This window comes from Pedobacter sp., assembly GCF_041645105.1.
In the GTDB taxonomy this organism is placed as follows: domain Bacteria; phylum Bacteroidota; class Bacteroidia; order Sphingobacteriales; family Sphingobacteriaceae; genus Pedobacter.
Window position 1 is genome coordinate 646959 of record NZ_JBAZQQ010000003.1, and the last position, 20269, is coordinate 667227.

Below are 20269 nucleotides of genomic sequence, written 5' to 3' on the forward strand. Positions count from 1 at the left end.
TTTTACTGAATTAAACTCCCATGATCAACATGTTCTGTTTGCTGTATAAATATGAGGGTTTTAATTTTCTTTTTTTTAAAATACTTTAAAAGATGTCAAAAACATAACTTTTTAGGTATAACATATGCTAAATAATGACAGACATCACATTATACACTGACCTTAATCATACTAAATGGTAACAAATACACGGAACTTTGATGAAAACTATTTTAATATATGGTACATCAAAAAACGCTTAAAACCGAAACTCATTGCTACCATTGCGGAGATGAATTACCAGTTAACCTTTACTTACATGATGATAAACAGTTTTGCTGTTTAGGTTGTAAAGGTGTTTATAAAATTCTTTCCAGCCATAACCTAAATAATTACTATGCCTACAATGATGTTCCAGGACAAAGTCAAAAGGTTCAGTCCAAACATTATGAATATCTTGATGAGCCTTCAATAATCAGCAAGTTAGTGGATTATCAGGATGATAAAATTACATCTATTACCCTATATGTCCCTGCAATTCACTGTAGTTCATGCATATGGCTTCTAGAAAACCTGCATAAAATTAATCCCTCAATTGTACAATCCAGAATTGATTTTTTAAAGAAACAGGTGTGTATCACCTTTAAAAGCGGTCAGAGTTCGTTAAGAGCTATAATTGAAACGATGGTTTCTATTGGTTATGAACCACTCATCAGTCTACAAGATGTTGTAAAAAAGCAAAACTCTGACTTCTCTGAAAGGAAACTAGTCTCTAAAATAGCATTAGCCGGCTTTTGTTTTGGTAATGTTATGCTACTTAGCTTTCCAGAATACTTTGGACTGTCTGATCTTGAAAAAGAGTTTAAATCCTTTTTTGGTTGGCTAAACCTGGCCTTTGCTATACCTGTTACCTTCTATTGTGGAAGAGACTATTTCAGCTCTGCTTACAACAATCTGAAAAATGGAATATTAAATCTAGATTTTCCTCTTGCCCTGGGTATTGCAGTAATGTTTATAAGATCTGTATATGAAATTGTTGGAAATACAGGTGCTGGGTTTGTAGATACCCTTTGCGGTCTTGTCTTTTTTCTGCTGATTGGTAAATGGATGCAGAAACGCACTTATCATCACCTCTCTTTCGAGCGTGATTACAGATCTTACTTTCCAGTTGCGGTAACCCTGATTAAAGATGGTCAGGAAAAGCCTGTTCCGCTTAATGAACTTAGCACTGGCGACAGGATGCTGATCAGAAGTAACGAGATCATTCCTGCAGATGCCATATTACTAAAAGGAGAAGCTGAAGTGGACTTCAGTTTTGTTACAGGTGAATCTATGCCCATAAAAAAAACACTAGGAGAAGTAGTGTATGCAGGAGGACGTCAACTTTTGGGGGCTGTAGAGCTGGAAGTTATAAAACCTGTTTCTCAAAGTTACCTGACTAAATTGTGGAACAACGAAGCTTTTTTTACAGATAAAAACAGAATTAAAACATTTAGTGATACAGCAAGTAAGTATTTCAGTATAGTTCTGCTATCTATAGCATTAGGTTCTGCTGCATTCTGGATGTTTTATGATAACAATACGACTAAAGCTATAGCCTCATTTACAGCAGTACTGATTATAGCCTGCCCTTGCGCTCTTGCCTTAAGTACTCCATTTACACTGGCAGCAGTATTGAGCATTTTGGACAAGAATAAATTCTACTTAAAAAGTACTGCTGTGGTAGAGGAACTTGCAAGAATAGACACTTTTGTTTTCGACAAAACGGGAACCATCAGTAACCCAGAGGCTGCAGGGTTCAGTTTCCATGGCAGCATCACTACAGAACAGAAACAACTACTTAGCGACCTGGCCCGAAACTCAGGCCACCCTTTAAGCAGGGAACTTGTAAAGCTTTTAAATATAAACAGGGTTTATTTAGTTGATGATTATGTTGAAAAAATTGGAAGAGGAATTAGTGGCAGAATTAATGGTAATAAAGTGAAATTGGGAAGTTCCGCTTTTATTGGCCTGCCGCTAATCACCTCACCAAAAGAAAGTAGTGTACATGTAATGATTAACGACAATTATCTGGGCTACTTCACTTTCAGGCAACAATGGCGCGATGGATTTAGAGATGTCATTTTCAAACTAAGCAAATATGCCGATCTTCATTTGTTATCAGGCGATCAGGACCATGATAAACCAATGCTTATCCCTTTCTTTCCCCGTGCGCAACAGATGCAATTTGGACAAAGCCCACAGAATAAGCTAGACTATATAAAGGTCCTTCAAAGCAATGGCAAAAAAGTTGTCATGTTTGGTGATGGTTTAAATGATGCCGGTGCATTAAGACAAAGCAATCTCGGTATTGCAGTTACAGACAACATCAATAATTTCTCGCCAGACTGTGATGCCATTCTGGATGGCGCAGCTTTTCAAAAAATACCACAATTTATCCAACAGGCAAAAGATGGTGTAAAAGTAATCCATATCAGCTTTGTTATATCACTACTGTACAACATAGTAGGTTTAAGCTTTGCAGTTCAAGGATTATTATCTCCTCTCATTGCTGCTATTTTAATGCCCATCAGTACAGTTACAATAATATTATTTACCAGCATAGCAGCAAGACTTTATGCACGTAAAAACAACTTACTATGAACATGATCTACTTTTTGATAGGATGCAGCATCTTGCTAGCACTTATCTTTCTCGCAGCCTTTTTCTGGGCCACTAAAAACGGACAGCATGATGATACTTATACCCCATCGGTACGTATACTTTTTGATGATGAAATTAAAGTGCACGATAAGTCTGAAAAATGTGATGAAGATCACATTTAAGTCAGACACCTATCATTCCCAAATAAACTATACCCGGGTAATTTTACACCCACAAACCTTTCATTAATTACACATGACAGATAAATTTTACTACGACAACAAGATCGTCAGAAACTTTGCCATAGCGACCATTGTATGGGGCATTATAGGCATGACGGTTGGTTTGCTCATTGCAATGCAACTCTTCAAACCTGCATTAAATATGGGCTCTCAGTACACTACATTTGGTCGGATCAGACCTCTACACACCAATGCGGTTATTTTCGCATTTGTGGGTAACGCCATATTCATGGGCGTTTATTATTCTCTACAACGCCTGCTAAAAGCGAGGATGTATAGTGACACACTTAGTAAAATACATTTCTGGGGATGGCAACTTATTATTGTAGCTGCTGTAATTACACTTCCTTTGGGGCTCAGTTCATCTCATGAATATGCAGAGCTGGAATGGCCAATTGATATTGCTATTACTTTAATATGGGTAGTGTTTGGAATTAATATGTTTGGTACAATCATCAAACGCAGAGAAAAGCACATGTATGTGGCCATCTGGTTTTACATTGCAACCTTTGTAACTGTTGCTGTTCTTCACATTGTTAATTCATTTCAATTACCTATATCTGCTTTTAAAAGCTATTATTTATATGCTGGTGTACAAGATGCTCTGGTACAATGGTGGTATGGCCACAATGCCGTAGCCTTCTTCTTAACCACCCCATACCTGGGTATGATGTATTATTTTCTTCCGAAAATGGCTCAGCGCCCGGTTTACTCTTATAAATTAAGTATTCTTCACTTCTGGTCGCTTATCTTTATCTATATCTGGGCTGGTCCTCACCATTTACTGTATACCTCGCTTCCGGGCTGGGCACAATCGCTAGGTGTAGCTTTCTCTATTATGCTTATTGCACCAAGCTGGGGGGGTATGATCAACGGATTGCTTACACTTCGTGGTGCATGGGATAAGGTTCGTGAAGATGCTACACTTAAATTTATGGTAGTTGGTTTAACTGCTTACGGTATGGCTACTTTTGAAGGCCCGATGCTGGCGTTAAAACAAATTAATGCCATTGCTCACTATACAGACTGGATTGTAGCACACGTTCACGTTGGAGCTTTAGGTTGGAACGGATTCTTAACCTTCGGAATCCTATACTGGCTCATACCAAGAATCTACAGAACCTCTCTATACTCTAAAAAATTAGCTTCATTCCACTTCTGGATTGGCACTTTAGGTATCATCTTTTATGCTGTACCACTATACTTTGCCGGATTTACACAAGGATTGATGTGGAAAGAGTTTACTGAAGAGGGTATGTTAAGGTATCCTAACTTCCTTGAAACTGTAATCCAGATCTTACCAATGTATGTCTTAAGAGCAATTGGTGGAGCATTATACCTTGCTGGAGTAATTGTGATGACTTACAACCTGATCAAAACGGTACGTACAGGAAAATTATTGGCTAATGAGGCTGCTGAAGCAATGCCTTTACCTAAAGAATTTGTTGCTGAAGGTTCTGACAAAAAACTACACCGTGTATTGGAACGTAAACCAATGATATTTCTGGTACTTTCATTGATTGTAATTCTTATTGGTGGAATGATCGAGATGATGCCAACTTTCACTATTAAATCTAATATTCCTACCATCAGTAGTGTAAAACCATACAGTCCACTCGAATTACAGGGGCGTGATCTATATATTAAAGAAGGTTGCGTAAGCTGTCACTCACAAATGATACGTCCATTCCGCTCTGAAACGGAAAGATATGGCGAATACAGTAAAGCTGGTGAGTTTGTATATGACCATCCACACCTTTGGGGTTCAAAACGTACTGGTCCTGATTTACAACGTGAAGGTGGCAAATATGGCAACGTTTGGCATTACAATCACATGGTAGACCCGCAAACTATGTCGCCAGGTAGTATCATGCCTCCATACGATTGGTTGGCTACTCAAACACTGGACACGACTACTACTCGTGCTAAAATCAATGCTATGCGCACATTAGGAGTACCATATGAAGTTGGTTATGAGCACAAAGCCAATCAGGATCTGGATATTCAGGCCAAAGCTATTGCTGCAGACCTGCAACAGAACAACATTAAGGTAAAGAGCGATAAGGAAATCATAGCATTGATTGCTTATTTACAGAGACTTGGAACCGACATTAAAGCGAAGTAACCCTAAAAAATAATACCATGTTTAAACAATTTTTAGATCAAGCCACAGGTAACAACGGCTACCTGCTTACCTCACTGGGAATATTCATGCTTTTCTTCATTATGGTAGCTGTCCTGCTATTTACAATGAAAAAAGATGAGGTAAAATATATGAGTGAACTCCCTTTAAAAGATGATGTAAAATGAACGATATATTACTTTGGGCCTTACTGTTTGTTTCAGTAAGCATATTAATAGCCGCAATACTGGTTTTGAGAGTAATCAAAATCTTTGTTCAGCAAAGCTTACATCCAACGTATTTTGCTTCTGCTGAGGAAAAAGAGAAGTACCAGATTGAACAAGATCAGCTTGAAGCCGAAAAACCAGAAAAAAAGACACTGTGGAACTGGATATTAGGCCTAAGACCACTTTCGGAAGAGAAAGACCTGGTAATGGAGCATGAATTTGATGGGATTGCTGAACTAGATAATCCAACTCCCGCCTGGTTTATGGTACTCTTTTATGGCACTATCATTTTCGCAATAGGCTATATGGTGAATTACCATGTTATCGGATGGGGTCAATCTCAGGAGCAGGAATATGCTGCAGAGCTGCTCCAGGCTGAAGAAGAACGCTTGGTGATGTTGCAGAAACCAGGTGCTGGTGGAGCAAATAAAATAAATGAAAACAATGTAGAGGCTTCATCGGATGAAGCTGTTTTACAAGCTGGCGCCGCTTTGTTTAAAAATGTATGTTCACCATGCCACGGTGAACATGGTGAAGGTACGGTTGGACCAAATCTTACAGATGAATACTGGCTTCATGGCGGAACTGTAAAAGATATCTTCAGAACCATAAAATATGGAGTTCCTGAAAAAGGAATGATCGCATGGGAGAAGTCTATGAACGGAAAGCAAATTGCTGATATTACCAGCTACATTTTATCTATAAAAGGAAGTAATCCTCCAGGAGCTAAAGCTCCGCAAGGTGATAAAGAATAATATGTCGCAGAGTCCAAATCATTTCAGAAATCAGATCTCAACATTAACTGATGATGGGAAAAATCGTAAATGGATATATCCCAGAGTTGTAAAAGGAAAGTTATACAAATACCGTTCGGTAATTAGTTATTTCTTTCTCGTACTATTGTTTGCCTCACCATTTATTAAACTAAATGGTGAGCAACTGATTCTGTTAAATGTACTGGAAAGGAAATTCGTCTTCTTTGGTATTATATTCTGGCCACAGGACTTTTATTTATTTGTACTCGCCCTGCTTACTTTTATTGTCTTCATTGTTTTATTCACAGTAGTATTTGGCCGTGTCTTCTGTGGTTGGGCCTGTCCCCAAACCATATTTCTGGAAATGGTTTTCCGTAAAATTGAAATCTGGATTGAAGGAGATCATTTTAAACGTAAAAAACTTGACGAAGGCCCACTTACGGGTACTAAAATCTTTAAAAAGACCTTAAAACATGGTATATATCTTTGCATATCTTTTTTAATTGCAAATACCTTTTTAGCATATTTAATTGGCTCAACTCAACTCATTAAAATTATCACAGAGCCAGTTTCCCAACACCTCTCAGGATTTATTTCTATCTCCGTATTCACATTTGTGTTTTACCTCGTTTTTTCTAAAATGAGAGAACTGGTATGTACAGTAGCCTGTCCTTACGGACGCTTGCAAGGTGTTTTACTTGACAATCAAAGTATCATTGTTGCTTATGATTATGAGCGTGGTGAACCAAGAGCTAAGCGCATTAAAGCGGCAGAAAACCTATCTGGAGATTGCATAGATTGCAAACTTTGCGTTGATGTATGTCCTACCGGCATCGACATCCGTAATGGTACACAAATGGAATGTGTTAACTGTACTGCCTGTATCGATGCTTGTGATATGGTCATGGAAAAAATTAACCGTCCTACCCGACTAATTGGCTTTAAGTCCGAAGACGAAATAAAAAATAAAAAAGCATTTTATCTGAACAAACGCATTTATGCCTACTCAGGTGTTTTATTTTTATTGATAGCTGTACTTTCCTATTTGCTGATTACCAGAAGCGACGTTAAAACCACCATCCTTAGAGCTGGTGGAACACTTTTCCAATTAAGAGACAAAGAAAAAGCAGTTAGCAACTTATATAATGCTGAGCTCATAAACAAAACCAACAGTAGTATTAAGTTTGAAATCGTACCCGACCAGCCCGGAGCAAAAATACAATACATACAAAAACTGGATAGTATCGCTTATGGAGGAGTAGCAAAACTCACATTCTTTGTAATCCTTCCACAAAAAGACATTAAAACTTACAAATCGGTCATTAAGTTTAAGCTAATTGCTAATGATAAAATTGCTGATCGATTTGAAACAACTTTTATAGGTCCACCTAATGATTAAAGAAATGAACTGGGGAACAAAATTAATAATCGGCATGCTTTGCTTTATGAGTTTCATTATTGTGCTTGCCATAAAGATGATCAACAGTAAATCTGATGCTCTTGTAGACACAGACTACTATGAAAAAGGCTTAGCTTATGATGAAGATTACAAACGCAAAGAACATGTAAAAACTGATGATGCAGCACCAGAGATCAGTATTACAGAAACCTTTATCCTGCTTACCTTTAAAGATAAGGCTAAAGGTGAGTTAAAACTGATCAGAAATTCTGATAAACGACTAGACAAAAAAATATCCATCAGTACGGACAACCTTCATACTGTAAAAATACCCCTTATCGGAATAGAAAAAGGGCAATGGCGATTGATCATTGCATGGACAACCGATGGGAAAGCCTACCTAAACGAACAGGAGGTAATGATACCATGAGCAACGAAAAACTGGCCTTTATGATTGGATTGATGGGGAGCGTACATTGCATAGGTATGTGCGGTCCCCTTGCTTTTGCCGTTCCATCATTAAAAAAGGGCTGGTTTTTTATCGTGGCCGATAAGCTTATTTATCAATTTGGACGAACTATTGCCTATTGCATTTTAGGGATAGTTATCGGCCTTATCGGTAAACAGATCTGGTTAGCCGGCTTTCAACAAATTGTAAGCATTCTAAGCGGATTACTTATTGTTATAGCTGCTTGTTCCAGAATATTCAAATTTCGATTCTTAAACGATAGCCCATCCTTTTTACTCGGTCCCTTCAACAAGATGTTTAACTATGCTTTAAAACACAAAGCCAACCATCTTATTATAGGTTTTATCAATGGTTTCCTTCCCTGCGGTTTTGTTTATCTTGCCCTTGCCGGGGCTTTAAATACCGAAAGTATACAAAGTTCTGTGGCATATATGTTTTGGTTTGGACTAGGAACATTACCTTTGATGTTCATTGCTACACTTGGGGTTGGATTCACAGGAAATCTATTCAGACAGAAAATTAATCGCATTGTCCCCTACTTGATGCTTTGTATTGGAGTATGGTTCATTCTAAGGGGGTTAACGCTAGACATCCCATACTTAAGTCCGGCAGCAACAGGAATTAGCAACTGTAATTAGAAATCATGAAAGATATAGCACATAGAGAGGATATACAATTCCTTGTAAATACATTTTATAAAACAGCATTAGCTGATTCACTTATAGGCCCTGTATTTACAGCTGCTAAGTTCGATTTAGAAAGTCATATCCCAACTATGGTTTCTTTTTGGGAAACTATCCTTTTTGATGTGATTACTTACCAGGGTAACCCAATGTTAAAACACCTGGATTTGAATCGTTCTGTCCCCCTTCTTCCAGCTCATTTTGAACGCTGGATGGAAATATGGAAAACAACTATAAACAATAATTTCGAAGGCCCACTTGCCGAAAAAGCAATTATCAGAGCCACCTCTATTGGACAATTGATGGAGTATAAAATCAAACAGGCCGATCAAAAGACCAGCCTGTAATTGCATTAATGAGCATTAATTGCGGGGGAATATAAGTACAATTAGTCTGCTAAGCTGAATAGCTGTTTTTCAGGCTGTTTCTCCCACAACCTTGCATCTAAACTCATACAAATATTTCTTAAATATTTTTTACCAATAGCGGTAACCTGTAACTGGTTCGGAGAGAGCATAATTAAACCATCATTTGCTAACCAGCGCATTTTAGCTATCCCTTTAGCAAAATCTTCATCTTCCAATTCCTTGCTAGTCCATGCGGTATATCCTTTGCACATGATATTTAAAATATGCTTGCGGATCAGGAGATCTGTTTCTGTAAGAATATGACCTTTAAATACTGGAAACTCACCTCTATTCACAATTTCCATGTAATTTTCTACTGTCTTAACATTTTGTGCAAACGCATTCCAGGTATCGCTTATAGAGGAAACTCCTAAGCCAACCAATACACGGCTATATTGATGCGTATATCCCATAAAGTTTCGGTGTAAAGTACCCTCCTTTTCTGCTTTATAAAGGCTATCCGTTTCCAAGGTAAAATGATCCATACCTATTTCTATATAACCATTTTCCTTTAGCATTCTTCTACCTAGTTTGTATAATTCCTGTTTAGCTTCAGATGTAGGTAAATCTTCTTCCGTGTAACGACGTTGTCCTGGTTTAACCCATGGTACATGTGCATAGCTGTAAAATGCAATCCTGTCTGGCTTTAATCTGATCACTTCCTCTATCGTATTTGAAAGACCTGTAAAAGTCTGATGAGGCAAGCCATAAATCAAATCATAGTTAATGGAGGTATATCCATTCTGACGCGCAAGTTTTGTTGTACTTTCTACCTGTCCAACTGATTGAAATCTATTGATTACGGTTTGCACTACAGGATCAAAATCCTGAATTCCCAAGCTTAAGCGTTTAAAGCCTAATTCACCGAGCGTTTTTAAGTGCATTTTCGTTGTGTTTCCTGGATGCGCTTCAAAACTAAATTCAGCATCTTTATGTAAGATTGTATCGTTCAGCAAACCATTAATTAAAAACTGTAAATTATCGGCACTAAAAAAAGTCGGTGTTCCACCACCAAGATGTAATTCCCTGATTACTGGTTTGTTCTTAAACAACTTAATATAAAGTTGCCATTCTTTTAACAAAGCATCAATGTAAGGTTTTTCTACACCATGATTTTTAGTAATACGGGTATTACAGCCACAATACGTACATAAGTCCTCACAAAAAGGAAGGTGTATATACAAGCTAATCCCATCCTGGTGATTGCTAATATCAAATGCTTTTACAATAGCCTGGCTCCATTTTTCAACATTAAAACCGGTTTCATCCCAATATGGGACCGTTGGATAACTGGTATAACGAGGAGCTGCAACTTGGTACCTTTTAGTCAGTGTGCTTGTGTTCATGAGTGGTGTGGTTGTGGAGAGTTGAGTGGTTTATCTGGTCACATGATCTGGAACAAACACAGGCTAATCCCAGACACTTCTTCTGCTGCCATTTGTCAAGATTTAATATGGTTTCCTCAGCCAGGGCCATAGGTAATTGACTGTCATTAAGGTTGTTTAAGGCAATTTGTGGCACGCTTGCAACGCGTATAGACCTGGTAGTAGCAGCATCACGATCTATGTGCTTGGTAGACACTGAGCGTGTAGCAATAAACTTCACTCCCATATCAGCTAATTCGTTGATCACATCTGCTGAGACATCATCATCTTCAAATACAATTACTGCTTCCTTACCTGTCGCATAGCTTACAGTATCGGCATTTAGCATGTTAGAAATCAGTGTGATTTCATGCTTTTTATGATTGGCAATGGCCAGGGGTTCTTTCTCGAATGACTTTATACTGTAGGCAACAACTTTCATGTAAACTGATTATTAATAATCAAATTTACCAGTACCTTAATTCATAAGAAATGAGTTCAATCAGTTGAAAAAGTGATATTCGTCAGTTTTTCATATTTTGAAGACGGAACTCGTCCAGGATAATAATTTTACTCCCTTTTCGCTCTATTATTTCTTCCTCTTTAAAATCGCTTAATATGCGACTTACCGTTTCAGTAGCAATACCAGCCATTGCGGCCAGGTTATCCCTTGAAACTTTCAGGTTTAATTCATCACTTCTCTCCTCCTGCCTTAATAATCTGATCAGTGCTTCTGCCAAACGCTTTCTTACAGAATGATAAGCTAATTGTAATAACTGTTCTTCCTTTTCCAACAAATCATTAGATAAAATCTGAATAAATTGTCTGGCTACATCAGGGTGTTTATTCAGTAACTCTTCAACCATTTCCTTCGGTAATAAACATACTGTAGAATCTTCTACCGCTTCCGCAGTTTCTGCATAAGGTTCCTGACTTAAAAAAGCTGCGATTCCAAAATAATTATCTGAACCATACATACCTGTAAGTAATTCCCTCCCATCAGTACTCAGCTTTATCGTTTTAATCTTACCAGTAAGGATCAGATATATACCGTTAACATCATCACCTTCATAATAAATAACCTGCCTCTTTTTTACGTTCCGTACTTTACGCTCTTCAATCATTTTCTGAAGTGCAGGCATACCTGAAGTTACTATTAAACTTGATAATTTCTCTATAGACTGACTATAAAAGCTTTCTTGTTTATCTTTCTTGCTTAACCTTATTTCAATTGCGTTCAGTAATTCTACATCATCAAACGGTTTAGTCAAATAATCATCAGCTCCCATTTCCATACCCTTTCTCATATCAATGCGTTCTGCTTTAGCAGTCAGAAAAATAAAAGGAATAACAGCCGTTTTGGGATTTTTGCTCAACATATACAACACACTATAACCATCCATCTCAGGCATCATAATATCGCATAAAATCAGATCCGGGGAATGCTTTGTCGCTATTTCATAACCTATCTTTCCATTATCGGCTTGTAAAACGGTATAGTTCGCCAATTCAAGTATTTCAGCAGTACTTTCTCTAATGTCATCATTATCTTCAATAATAAGTATAGTCGTTTTCTCCATTTATTTATTAAAAGAAAGTTTGAAAGTAGTTTCCTTATTGATCTCACTTTGAAAATGCAAGACTCCATTCATCAGGCTTGCATAACGCAGTACAATATTTAATCCTAATCCTGTACCAGGAATATTTCCAGTGTTGTTAGCACGGAAAAACGGCTGAAACAAATGCTTCTGATCAGCCTCTGGGATTCCAATCCCATTATCTTTTATGGTAATGGTACATTCATTATCATTGATCTCTGTATTAAACTCTATAAAAGTATTCTCACCTGAATATTTAATAGAATTAGAGATCAGGTTAATCATACAATTACGGATCAGGTTCTGGTCCAGGCTAACCATGCTTTCTAAACCGGTATGCTGATAAATAATATGTTGCTGTTGTTTGGCAATCATCTGCATTTCTTCTGTCACCTCTTCTGATAGTTTCACCAAATCAAAAGGAATATAAACCGGCTCCACAATACCTGCTTCCAAACGTTCGAGCGATAGAAAATCGTTTAATATTGTAGTTAAATTACCGACTGCATTTTTGATCTTGCCAACATGCTTGGTAATATTTTTATTATTAAAAGGTTGCGCGTATTTCTCGATCAGTGAAGAAGAAAGCTGAACTGAGCTAAGTGGTGTTCTGAACTCATGTGAGGCCATGGAAACGAAGCGACTTTTCATCTGATTAAGTTCTTTTTCCTTCACCAGCGACAAACTTACCTCTTCTTTTGCTTCACTTAATGCTTTTACTGATTTTCTTAATGATTTGGTTCGTTCTTCTACCAGTTCTTCAAGTTCAGCAGCATATTCACGCAAACGTTCTTCGGCTTCCTTCTCTTTCGAAAGGTCATGTATAAAACCTGTATAAATGATACGATCATCATATTGTACCTCACTAACAGCAAGTCTGAATGGAAAAGTAGAGCCATCTTTTCTAAGACCTCGTACTTCCCGTCCTTTACCAATGATCCGTTTTTCACCCGTAGTTTGATATCTGTTCAGATAACCATCATGTCCGCTTTTATCCGGCTCAGGCATCAGCATTTTTATGTTTCGCCCCTTTACCTCTTCAAGAGTATAACCAAATAGTTTAAGCGCAGCTGGGTTTAGACTTTCAATATGCCCCCTCCTGTCAATGGTAATAATCCCATCAATAGCAGTTTCAATAATTGCTTCTAATAACCTGACTTGCTCCATATCTGCGTTTTCACAAATATATACATTTTATAATCATCAATTTATCGTCAAAGTCAATTTTAAAAGTGATTCCCATCATATTTTAAACTAGGAATAGTATGCTCTTTTGCGTTCTAAATCTTATTAATAAATCATGAATCATACCTTTCATATACCAGTACTAGGCCTGGGATATTCTATAGATACTCCTTTAAAAGTGGCTAAATATGGGATTTCTTCTGTTGTTTCTATTGTGGATGATGAGCTGACTGAGCGAATGAGGAAATTTCACTCTGAAAAAAACAACGAAAATTATGTACTTATTGATAAAAAAGAACCAGATAGTCGTGCAGTAAGAATTACTTCTTATTTGAATTTATTAAATAAGCTAATTAAGGAACAGTTTAAAAATTTATTAAATGGGCCAGCCGATACCGGAACTGCCTTAGATACTTATTTCGAGCTACTTCCAGATAAATCTTTCCTTAAAACAAAATACAAGGAAGTACAGGGAATCACTGATGATAAAGAGAAAGCATTAGCATTTGAGGCATTAAAGAAAAAGCTAAAACCTGGAAATATTGATGTAAATATTATGTCGAAAGTTGACAAAGCCAATTATAGCGTAAAAGATGAATACCTGGGCGATGATTATGCCGATGCGCTTGCAGCCATGCGGGGTTTTGCGAACAGCGATCTTAATGCATCTGTTATCATCTCGGCCGGATTAAATCCTCGTTTGTATGCCTATATGGAGAAATGTGCAGACTTTTACCCCGACAGTTCTGGTGTTTATAACAAAACCATTATCCTGAAGGTTAGTGATTTCCGTTCAGCAATGATACAAGCAAAGATGCTAGCAAAAAAGGGCTTATGGGTATCTGAATTCAGAGTCGAATCGGGATTAAACTGTGGCGGGCACGCTTTCGCTACAGAAGGCTTTCTATTGGGACCAATTTTAGAAGAATTTAAAGAAAAACGTTCTTCATTGGCTATTGAATTATTTGATATTTATAAGGCAGCCTTAGCCATAAAAGACATCTCCCTTATTTCCCCTCCTCAACAGCGAATTACAGCTCAGGGTGGAATTGGCACCGCTGAAGAGCATCAGTTTCTGATCAATTATTACCAATTGGATGCTGCTGGTTGGGGAAGTCCATTTTTATTGGTTCCAGAAGCCACCAATGTAGATGAAGATACACTTACTGACCTGGTTAATGCCGATCAGTCTGACTATTATGTAAGTAACTCATCACCATTGGGCGTACTTTTTAACAACTTTAAGAAAAGCAGCATGGAACAACTCAGATTGGAGCGTATTGCCAAAGGCAGACCAGGTAGCCCCTGTACAAAGAAATTTCTATCTACAAATACAGAATTTACGGCTTTGCCAATATGTACAGCATCCCGGGAATACCAGAATCTGAAACTTAAAGAACTTGAAAAGCAGGAACTGACACCAGAAAATCGCAAACAACAGTTTGATGCCATCACTGAAAAAATATGTCTTTGCGAGGGTTTATGCTCCTCAACTTATTTAAAACATGATATCCTGAAGCCAAAAGAAAGTAAAGCCGTGAGCATTTGTCCAGGTCCTAATCTTGCCTATTTCTCAGGAAAATATTCCTTAAAAGAAATGATACAGCACATTTATGGCAAAACAAACCTGTTGGAATCTGTTAATCGCCCTAATCTGTTTATCAATGAGTTGAACCTATATGTAGATTACCTAAAGAAAGATATCTCCTTGCAATTAGATGAACTGAGCGTTAAAAAAGCAAAGTATTTCAGTAAATTTAAAGAGCAATTGCTGCAAGGCATTGCTTATTATCAAGAACTGATTCCTGAGCTAAAAAAGCAAAGTAATATCGCTATCAGTGAAATGCAACAACAACTGCAACTGGCTGAAAATAAACTTTCAACATTTAAAATATAAATTTAAAGGGGTTGAATTAATCAATACAACCCCTTTAAATGCTTCAAGAGTAGGTAGAATTAAAATGGTAGAGACATATGTACCATTAACCTATTTCCGGCATAAGCCCTTCCCCCTGCCAGATCTTGAGATCTAACATTCTGATAGTTTGCACCAAAAGATAATCCTTTCATTCCTACCTCAATACCAGCTACAGCAGATAGTGAATAGCCTCCCGATACATCAACATCATACTTACCAGATTCTATATCTTTCTGAGCCGTCTCATATAAAACGCCTGCATTCGGAGCAACTGTAATCGCTTTTGCAATTCTTATTTTGTAATAAGCCAGCAAATTAGCTGTAAACTTATTGCCGTAACGATATTCATACTTATTTTCCGTATTGATCTTGTAGTTTACATTGGCATTCAATCCTACATCATTATACCTGATATCATACGCAGCATTAAGGGTAAAATCTGTACTTGCAGTACCCAGTTGAAAGTTATTTGGTGATTCCTGAACAGCAGTTCTCTCAGCGGGCTCATATTTACCTGTAGGAACTTTTATTCCTCCACCAATCCATAGTGATTGTACCAATAAACGTTCGCCCACTGTTCCTTTATGATCAAACACTTTATAATATCCCATCAATGCAATATCTCCCAATCCGTTTTTACTTCCATTGCCAGTTTGAGCTTTACGCTCATTAAAATTATAAGGTACAAAAGCTAGCACTCTGAACTTAGTCCCGATGTTCCATCCGCCCCAAAGTTCTGCGCTTTGATAAGTTTCATCAGCAGTAATCGGTGTCCGTTCTCCATAGGGTCCCAAATGCGTATTCAGATTCTTGTATTGATAGCGCATCCCTAAAAAACGCTTATTGTACTCAGGTAAAATACCAAGATAGTAGCTTCCAACACCACATCCGCAAATATCACATGCTTTAACTACTGTTAAACTTGTCATAAGCAATATCAATGTGGCAATTATTATTTTATTCATCATTTCTATTTTTTATTGTTCAGAAAGGGACTTCTCCTTAATGAAAGTCTCGTCATTTAATGTATTCAGAAAAGCCAACAAATAAGTTTTATCAGCTTCTGAAAGTGGAATTCCCAGTTTTCCATTTTGCTGTAGTAAGGGATCCAGATTTGGCGTTTGCATTACTTCTGATGAATAATGATCTAACACACCTTTGAGTGTTAAGTACCTCCCGTCGTGCGTATATGGTGCGCTATATTTCAGATTCCTAAGACTAGGTACTTTAAATTTATACTTGTCAGCATCATTCATTGTAATCTCATAGCGTCCCAGATCATCTACAGAGCCAATACCTATTCCATTATTCCTAAAAGATTCATCAGTAAACAAAGGTGCTTTGTGACAACTTGCACAATGTTGCTTAAACAAATTGAACCCCTGTTCTTCTTCTGTAGTGAATTCCTGATTATCTTCCCCACGCATCACCTTATCATATTTGGAATTGCTAGAGATACACATCAGCATAAACTGAGACATAGCTTTCATTGTTCTTGCAGTATTGATTTCTTCAGTTCCAAAAGCTGCATTAAATAAACTGGTGTATTTCGGCATTGCCCTAAGCTTAGCTAATACACGTTCAAGGGTTTCATCCATTTCCTCATGTGCCGTTATTGGTGCAATCGGCTGCAGATCCAGATCAAATACTCCACCATCCCACATGAAAGTCTTCCTCCATGCCAGGTTCATAATTGGCGGAGAATTACGTTTACCCAATCTGTCTTCAATACCATGACTTACATCATGACCATGATGTGTAAAAGCGGCAGATTGTATGTGGCAAGAACCGCATGAAATTGAATTGTCCCTTGAAAACCTGGGTTCATAAAATAAGGCTCTTCCCAATTCGAACCCACTTTTGGTGACCGGATTATTGACGAAATTATATTCAGGTTCAGGAAAGTTCCCGGGTTTTTTAAAACCCAGGAAACTTTCTATCTCTTCTTTTATAACCTCATTTTTACTACAGCCAACTATAAAAAGTATGATGACACACCATACATATAAGTGGTTTGCTCTCATGGTTATCCTATTAATTTTCAGTATGATCGTGACTAAACATATTTACATAATTATTTGCCACCACTGTGCTGTACGAACCGGACATTACAGTTGGGTTTGTAACAAAACTAACGTTGGCAGGGCCATTAAAGACTTTCATAATATCTGCAAACAAGTGGATATTGCTATTCCTGTCTTTGCGTACTTTAGCAATACCTGCTGTTCTTAAATCAATAGTTACTGACTTAATGTTATTGATTCCCGGTGCTGAGTACCCACCGAATCCACCGATATGATACCTGATTTTTTGATCAGCAGATCCTGCATCAGGAGCGGAACCTTCCAGCTTTAGAAATATATAACCGCTGTTCCACGACCAATACATTCCACTCGTACTGTGATCTCCAGCCGGATCTAAAACACCTGTTCTTTTGCTTACATCCATAGTGCTGCGTAAGCTATCCACACCAATAGTAAAAGTTAAGGATTGGTAATCTGCCACAGGAACCTGAACCTTTGCAAACTGACTTGCTGCATCAGCTTGATTGATCAGGAAATAACTGTCATCTTGTGGAACAATATATTCTTGTCCCTCTGTAGTTTTCAATTTGATATTGCTGATAAAGTACTGTAACATGGAAACATTAAACTGTTGACCTAATGCATTGGTATAATTTCCATTGTTTAAAATCAGCTTTTTGTTACCTACTATATTGTCAAACTGTATAGATAAACCAGCTTTTTCACTTTCGTTAAAGTCTGGTTTTGGATCATCATTTTTAGAGCAGGCAGTCAACAATATAGAGAGACTTATAATTGATAGTATTCTTTTCATTTTTTTTAAAATAAGGTATTACACAGGCTGCATCATTAGCCCCCTGTTTCATCCTGAGTTCATTTCGCTTCCCCTTTACTTCAGGTCAGCATCTTTACTAAAAGAAGAAGATTGACAGTGGTTTAATTGTAATACAACTTGCTAAATCGTAAGGATTTTTTAAGATTCAAGCAGCATAAAAATTCCAGTACCATCTAAAAGATGGACATATTATTTTAACAAAGAAAATTTAAACTGTTTGACTATGAAAAGTAAGTTTTCGGCGGTTGAAACAGCTCGAAAGTGTTCGTGGGAAGTTTAAAGGAGATTTCGACAGCAGCAATCTTTCTGATGAAATAAGCTGGTAACGTTAAAGAAACATTCGGTCTAATCAGATAATGATCCTGAAAATTTTTCTTCTGTGCTTCCTGTGCCTGCTTCTTTTCCTTTTCTTCCGCTTGTTTAAGTTTTTTCATCAGATAACACTTACCATCGCAATGTAATTCAGGTTTATTCCTGTTTTCACATAGTGTACTGGAGATGTAATTCTGATTAAGCTCAAAACCCGCATAAATAAACAACCGGCTAAACTGACTGGATGTTAATGCAAGCAATAGAAAGATGGCGGTAAAGCTCCTAAGCATAATTAGGCGCAAAAATAAGATTTAATACCGATATAACTAACATCAATTGCAAGTTATTTTAGACTTTTAAGCACGAATTTACTGATTACATCAGCCGGCATTACCAAACACGATGTCCTGCTAAACCTTGCGATATTTACACCATAGAATTTTCCATTTAAATCAAAAACAGGACTTCCGCATTCTTCTGGTTTTATAATAGCATCATGTGTAAAAACGGTTTTAAAACCATCTCTTCTCCTGCTCTTTCCACCAGCGAAATGATCGGCAGGGTGACTTCCAACTGCGGGCATTGAGGTAAGATGTACCGATATGTTGTAAGGAACACCCGCCCTTATGCCCTGAACGATGATGGTGTCACCAGGTTCGTATTTCATTATCTCCCGGCCGTATTCTGGAGGAAGTGATATTGGAACTCCGTTAATTACGGTTATCTGGTCATCAAGCAGCAATCCTGCTATTGCAGCGGGGCTGGCTGGCGCGATCCTTGTCAGGACAATCTGTTTATTTATAAAGGTGGCAGAAGCACCAAAATATCCCGAGCTAAACTTCTTATCTAGCGAAAAATAGCTACTACCCAAAACACTCAGCTTATTACTTTGTCCCGGCATAGCCGATAACAGGAACTTCCCAATCGCATTGCATTTAAGGGCTGTATCAGGCAAAGCACTTAATCTTACTCCAGTGCCTAGTTTAGCAGCCACATGCAAAAGAACTAAATCGTTTTCTTTATCTCTGGATACAACTACCGCCGTATTTTTTTTCCCATTAACGGTCTCAACAACAATATGATCACCAGTCAATGAGCTTTTACTGAGTAAGAAACTCCCTGCCTTGAATTTTGAATTGGAGACTTTAGCATCCACTGATAACAAGGTCGCATACACCTGCTGCGACTTTCCTTTTATCTCAGACCTGACCAGTAGGCAGCTACCAGCAAAATAAAATGCAGGCTTACTGAAGTGTTTCTCCATATTTTCTAATTCTTGAACAGGCTTAATTTGCGCTTCCTGCAGATCTACCCCAGAGGAATCCACCTGCAAAGGCAAGGATTTATAATCTTCCGCTACATTAAGTACCGACCAGTATTTACGGTAAGTATCAACCGGAATTTCGTAATTGATTTTTTCATCCACACCAATCCGGCTATGGATGCCGATAACACGTCCGTGATCATCAAACAAAGGTCCTCCTGAATCTCCGGGTTCCATTGCACAGCTCGATACCATAAATCCCCAGAAATCAGTTACTCGGCTAATTCGGCCAAACCTTACCGATGGTAGTTTTTGGCTGAGGCTTGTGGGATAAGCGATACTCACGCACATACTATTTAATTTTATTGAGGAAGACCAGCCCATTTCCGCGTATGGCCATATTCCTTTTGACTTTATTTTTACCATAGCAGCATCGGGTCTGCCCTGACTTTCAGAAGCAATCCTTCCCATTCCTTCTGCAAGTACAGTCTTGCCATCAGGAAAATTGACCAGGTAAGTTTTGCCCGGTCTTATCGCATGGGCAGCCGTAAGAATGTGCCCTTCAGCAGTCACTACAACGCCACTAAACTGAGCACTGTTCTGCGCTTTCTTAACGGTATCATATCCCCATATGCGCACACATGCGGGATAAACTTTTTTGATGACTGCGGATGTGGTTGCCTCTACACGTTTCGCATCAAAAGATTGTTGTGCGTAACCTTCAAATACGAAACAACATAAGTATATAAAAGATAAGGCCGCAATTCTGCCGGGATGAATTAAGTTCATTATTTTAATTATAAAAAAATGACACCTGTTTATAAACGGTGCCATTTTTATTTT

The 20269-nt window shown here is 37.8% G+C and carries 19 protein-coding genes; 10 read left to right on the plus strand and 9 right to left on the minus strand.

From position 1 onward, the window contains the following. The first annotated feature begins 219 nt into the window (after window positions 1-219). The 9 genes from WC623_RS12785 to WC623_RS12825 all read left to right on the plus strand — a co-directional run bounded on the left by WC623_RS12785 (window position 220) and on the right by WC623_RS12825 (window position 8866). Entirely contained in the window at window positions 220-2622 is a 2403-nt protein-coding gene (locus WC623_RS12785; RefSeq protein ID WP_372851597.1) for a heavy metal translocating P-type ATPase, read from the plus strand. Then, on the plus strand, window positions 2619-2804 hold the full coding sequence (gene ccoS, locus WC623_RS12790; protein WP_372851599.1) for a cbb3-type cytochrome oxidase assembly protein CcoS: 186 nt from the start codon (window positions 2619-2621) through the stop codon (window positions 2802-2804). The genes WC623_RS12785 and ccoS overlap by 4 nt, the downstream gene beginning before the upstream one ends. A 73-nt stretch (window positions 2805-2877) precedes the next feature. Next, a complete protein-coding gene (gene ccoN / locus WC623_RS12795) occupies window positions 2878-4989 on the plus strand; it encodes a cytochrome-c oxidase, cbb3-type subunit I (RefSeq protein ID WP_372851601.1) in 2112 nt (703 codons plus the stop codon). Between the two features lie 17 nt (window positions 4990-5006). Further along, window positions 5007-5174 (plus strand): hypothetical protein, encoded by a 168-nt coding sequence (locus WC623_RS12800; protein ID WP_372851603.1) that lies wholly within the window; start codon window positions 5007-5009, stop codon window positions 5172-5174. Beyond that, on the plus strand, window positions 5171-5968 hold the full coding sequence (locus WC623_RS12805; RefSeq protein ID WP_372851605.1) for a cbb3-type cytochrome c oxidase N-terminal domain-containing protein: 798 nt from the start codon (window positions 5171-5173) through the stop codon (window positions 5966-5968). The genes WC623_RS12800 and WC623_RS12805 overlap by 4 nt, the downstream gene beginning before the upstream one ends. A 1-nt stretch (window position 5969) precedes the next feature. Further along, window positions 5970-7367 carry a cytochrome c oxidase accessory protein CcoG gene (ccoG, locus tag WC623_RS12810; protein WP_372851868.1) on the plus strand — a complete coding sequence of 466 codons (1398 nt, stop codon included), beginning with the start codon at window positions 5970-5972 and terminating at the stop codon, window positions 7365-7367. Between the two features lie 4 nt (window positions 7368-7371). Further along, complete coding sequence (locus tag WC623_RS12815) at window positions 7372-7797, plus strand: FixH family protein (RefSeq protein ID WP_372851607.1); 426 nt, start codon at window positions 7372-7374, stop codon at window positions 7795-7797. Continuing rightward, window positions 7725-8474: a sulfite exporter TauE/SafE family protein gene (locus WC623_RS12820; RefSeq protein ID WP_372851609.1), complete on the plus strand. Its 750-nt coding sequence runs from the start codon at window positions 7725-7727 to the stop codon at window positions 8472-8474. Before WC623_RS12815 ends, WC623_RS12820 begins: the two co-directional genes overlap by 73 nt. Window positions 8475-8479: 5 nt before the next feature. Further along, window positions 8480-8866: a group III truncated hemoglobin gene (locus tag WC623_RS12825; RefSeq protein ID WP_372851611.1), complete on the plus strand. Its 387-nt coding sequence runs from the start codon at window positions 8480-8482 to the stop codon at window positions 8864-8866. Between the two features lie 41 nt (window positions 8867-8907). Here the strand turns inward: WC623_RS12825 and hemN are convergent, their stop codons facing one another. The 4 genes from hemN to WC623_RS12845 all read right to left on the minus strand — a co-directional run bounded on the left by hemN (window position 8908) and on the right by WC623_RS12845 (window position 13055). Then, window positions 8908-10272 (minus strand): oxygen-independent coproporphyrinogen III oxidase, encoded by a 1365-nt coding sequence (gene hemN, locus WC623_RS12830; protein ID WP_372851613.1) that lies wholly within the window; start codon window positions 10270-10272, stop codon window positions 8908-8910. Beyond that, window positions 10250-10732: a lactate dehydrogenase gene (locus WC623_RS12835; RefSeq protein WP_372851615.1), complete on the minus strand. Its 483-nt coding sequence runs from the start codon at window positions 10730-10732 to the stop codon at window positions 10250-10252. Before WC623_RS12835 ends, hemN begins: the two co-directional genes overlap by 23 nt. A gap of 82 nt (window positions 10733-10814) precedes the next feature. Further along, window positions 10815-11870 (minus strand): response regulator, encoded by a 1056-nt coding sequence (locus tag WC623_RS12840; protein ID WP_372851617.1) that lies wholly within the window; start codon window positions 11868-11870, stop codon window positions 10815-10817. Then, window positions 11871-13055: a PAS domain S-box protein gene (locus WC623_RS12845; RefSeq protein WP_372851619.1), complete on the minus strand. Its 1185-nt coding sequence runs from the start codon at window positions 13053-13055 to the stop codon at window positions 11871-11873. Window positions 13056-13188: 133 nt separating this feature from the next. Here WC623_RS12845 and WC623_RS12850 point away from each other — a divergent pair, with 133 nt between their 5' ends. Next, window positions 13189-14970, plus strand: coding sequence for a hypothetical protein (locus WC623_RS12850; protein WP_372851621.1), 1782 nt, complete (start codon window positions 13189-13191; stop codon window positions 14968-14970). A 59-nt stretch (window positions 14971-15029) separates the two neighbouring features. On the opposite strand, the gene WC623_RS12855 is transcribed toward WC623_RS12850, so the two are convergent. The 5 genes from WC623_RS12855 to WC623_RS12875 form a co-directional block, all read right to left on the minus strand. After that, on the minus strand, window positions 15030-15959 hold the full coding sequence (locus tag WC623_RS12855; RefSeq protein ID WP_372851623.1) for a transporter: 930 nt from the start codon (window positions 15957-15959) through the stop codon (window positions 15030-15032). Window positions 15960-15968: 9 nt separating this feature from the next. Further along, a complete protein-coding gene (locus WC623_RS12860; protein WP_372851625.1) occupies window positions 15969-17015 on the minus strand; it encodes a cytochrome-c peroxidase in 1047 nt (348 codons plus the stop codon). 10 nt (window positions 17016-17025) lie between these two features. Then, on the minus strand, window positions 17026-17829 hold the full coding sequence (locus WC623_RS12865) for an MbnP family protein (RefSeq protein WP_372851627.1): 804 nt from the start codon (window positions 17827-17829) through the stop codon (window positions 17026-17028). Window positions 17830-18071: 242 nt separating this feature from the next. Continuing rightward, a complete protein-coding gene (locus WC623_RS12870) occupies window positions 18072-18452 on the minus strand; it encodes a hypothetical protein (RefSeq protein ID WP_372851629.1) in 381 nt (126 codons plus the stop codon). Window positions 18453-18505: 53 nt separating this feature from the next. Next, on the minus strand, window positions 18506-20215 hold the full coding sequence (locus tag WC623_RS12875; RefSeq protein WP_372851631.1) for a trypsin-like peptidase domain-containing protein: 1710 nt from the start codon (window positions 20213-20215) through the stop codon (window positions 18506-18508). Window positions 20216-20269: the final 54 nt, after the last annotated feature.

Coding starts and splice junctions, on each gene's coding strand:
- WC623_RS12785 (WP_372851597.1), top strand. CDS start 220: ATGGTACATCAAAAAACGCTTAAAACCGAAACTCATTGCTACCATTGC.
- ccoS (WP_372851599.1), top strand. CDS start 2,619: ATGAACATGATCTACTTTTTGATAGGATGCAGCATCTTGCTAGCACTT.
- ccoN (WP_372851601.1), top strand. CDS start 2,878: ATGACAGATAAATTTTACTACGACAACAAGATCGTCAGAAACTTTGCC.
- WC623_RS12800 (WP_372851603.1), top strand. CDS start 5,007: ATGTTTAAACAATTTTTAGATCAAGCCACAGGTAACAACGGCTACCTG.
- WC623_RS12805 (WP_372851605.1), top strand. CDS start 5,171: ATGAACGATATATTACTTTGGGCCTTACTGTTTGTTTCAGTAAGCATA.
- ccoG (WP_372851868.1), top strand. CDS start 5,970: ATGTCGCAGAGTCCAAATCATTTCAGAAATCAGATCTCAACATTAACT.
- WC623_RS12815 (WP_372851607.1), top strand. CDS start 7,372: ATGAACTGGGGAACAAAATTAATAATCGGCATGCTTTGCTTTATGAGT.
- WC623_RS12820 (WP_372851609.1), top strand. CDS start 7,725: ATGGCGATTGATCATTGCATGGACAACCGATGGGAAAGCCTACCTAAA.
- WC623_RS12825 (WP_372851611.1), top strand. CDS start 8,480: ATGAAAGATATAGCACATAGAGAGGATATACAATTCCTTGTAAATACA.
- hemN (WP_372851613.1), bottom strand. CDS start 10,272: ATGAACACAAGCACACTGACTAAAAGGTACCAAGTTGCAGCTCCTCGT.
- WC623_RS12835 (WP_372851615.1), bottom strand. CDS start 10,732: ATGAAAGTTGTTGCCTACAGTATAAAGTCATTCGAGAAAGAACCCCTG.
- WC623_RS12840 (WP_372851617.1), bottom strand. CDS start 11,870: ATGGAGAAAACGACTATACTTATTATTGAAGATAATGATGACATTAGA.
- WC623_RS12845 (WP_372851619.1), bottom strand. CDS start 13,055: ATGGAGCAAGTCAGGTTATTAGAAGCAATTATTGAAACTGCTATTGAT.
- WC623_RS12850 (WP_372851621.1), top strand. CDS start 13,189: ATGAATCATACCTTTCATATACCAGTACTAGGCCTGGGATATTCTATA.
- WC623_RS12855 (WP_372851623.1), bottom strand. CDS start 15,959: ATGATGAATAAAATAATAATTGCCACATTGATATTGCTTATGACAAGT.
- WC623_RS12860 (WP_372851625.1), bottom strand. CDS start 17,015: ATGAGAGCAAACCACTTATATGTATGGTGTGTCATCATACTTTTTATA.
- WC623_RS12865 (WP_372851627.1), bottom strand. CDS start 17,829: ATGAAAAGAATACTATCAATTATAAGTCTCTCTATATTGTTGACTGCC.
- WC623_RS12870 (WP_372851629.1), bottom strand. CDS start 18,452: ATGCTTAGGAGCTTTACCGCCATCTTTCTATTGCTTGCATTAACATCC.
- WC623_RS12875 (WP_372851631.1), bottom strand. CDS start 20,215: ATGAACTTAATTCATCCCGGCAGAATTGCGGCCTTATCTTTTATATAC.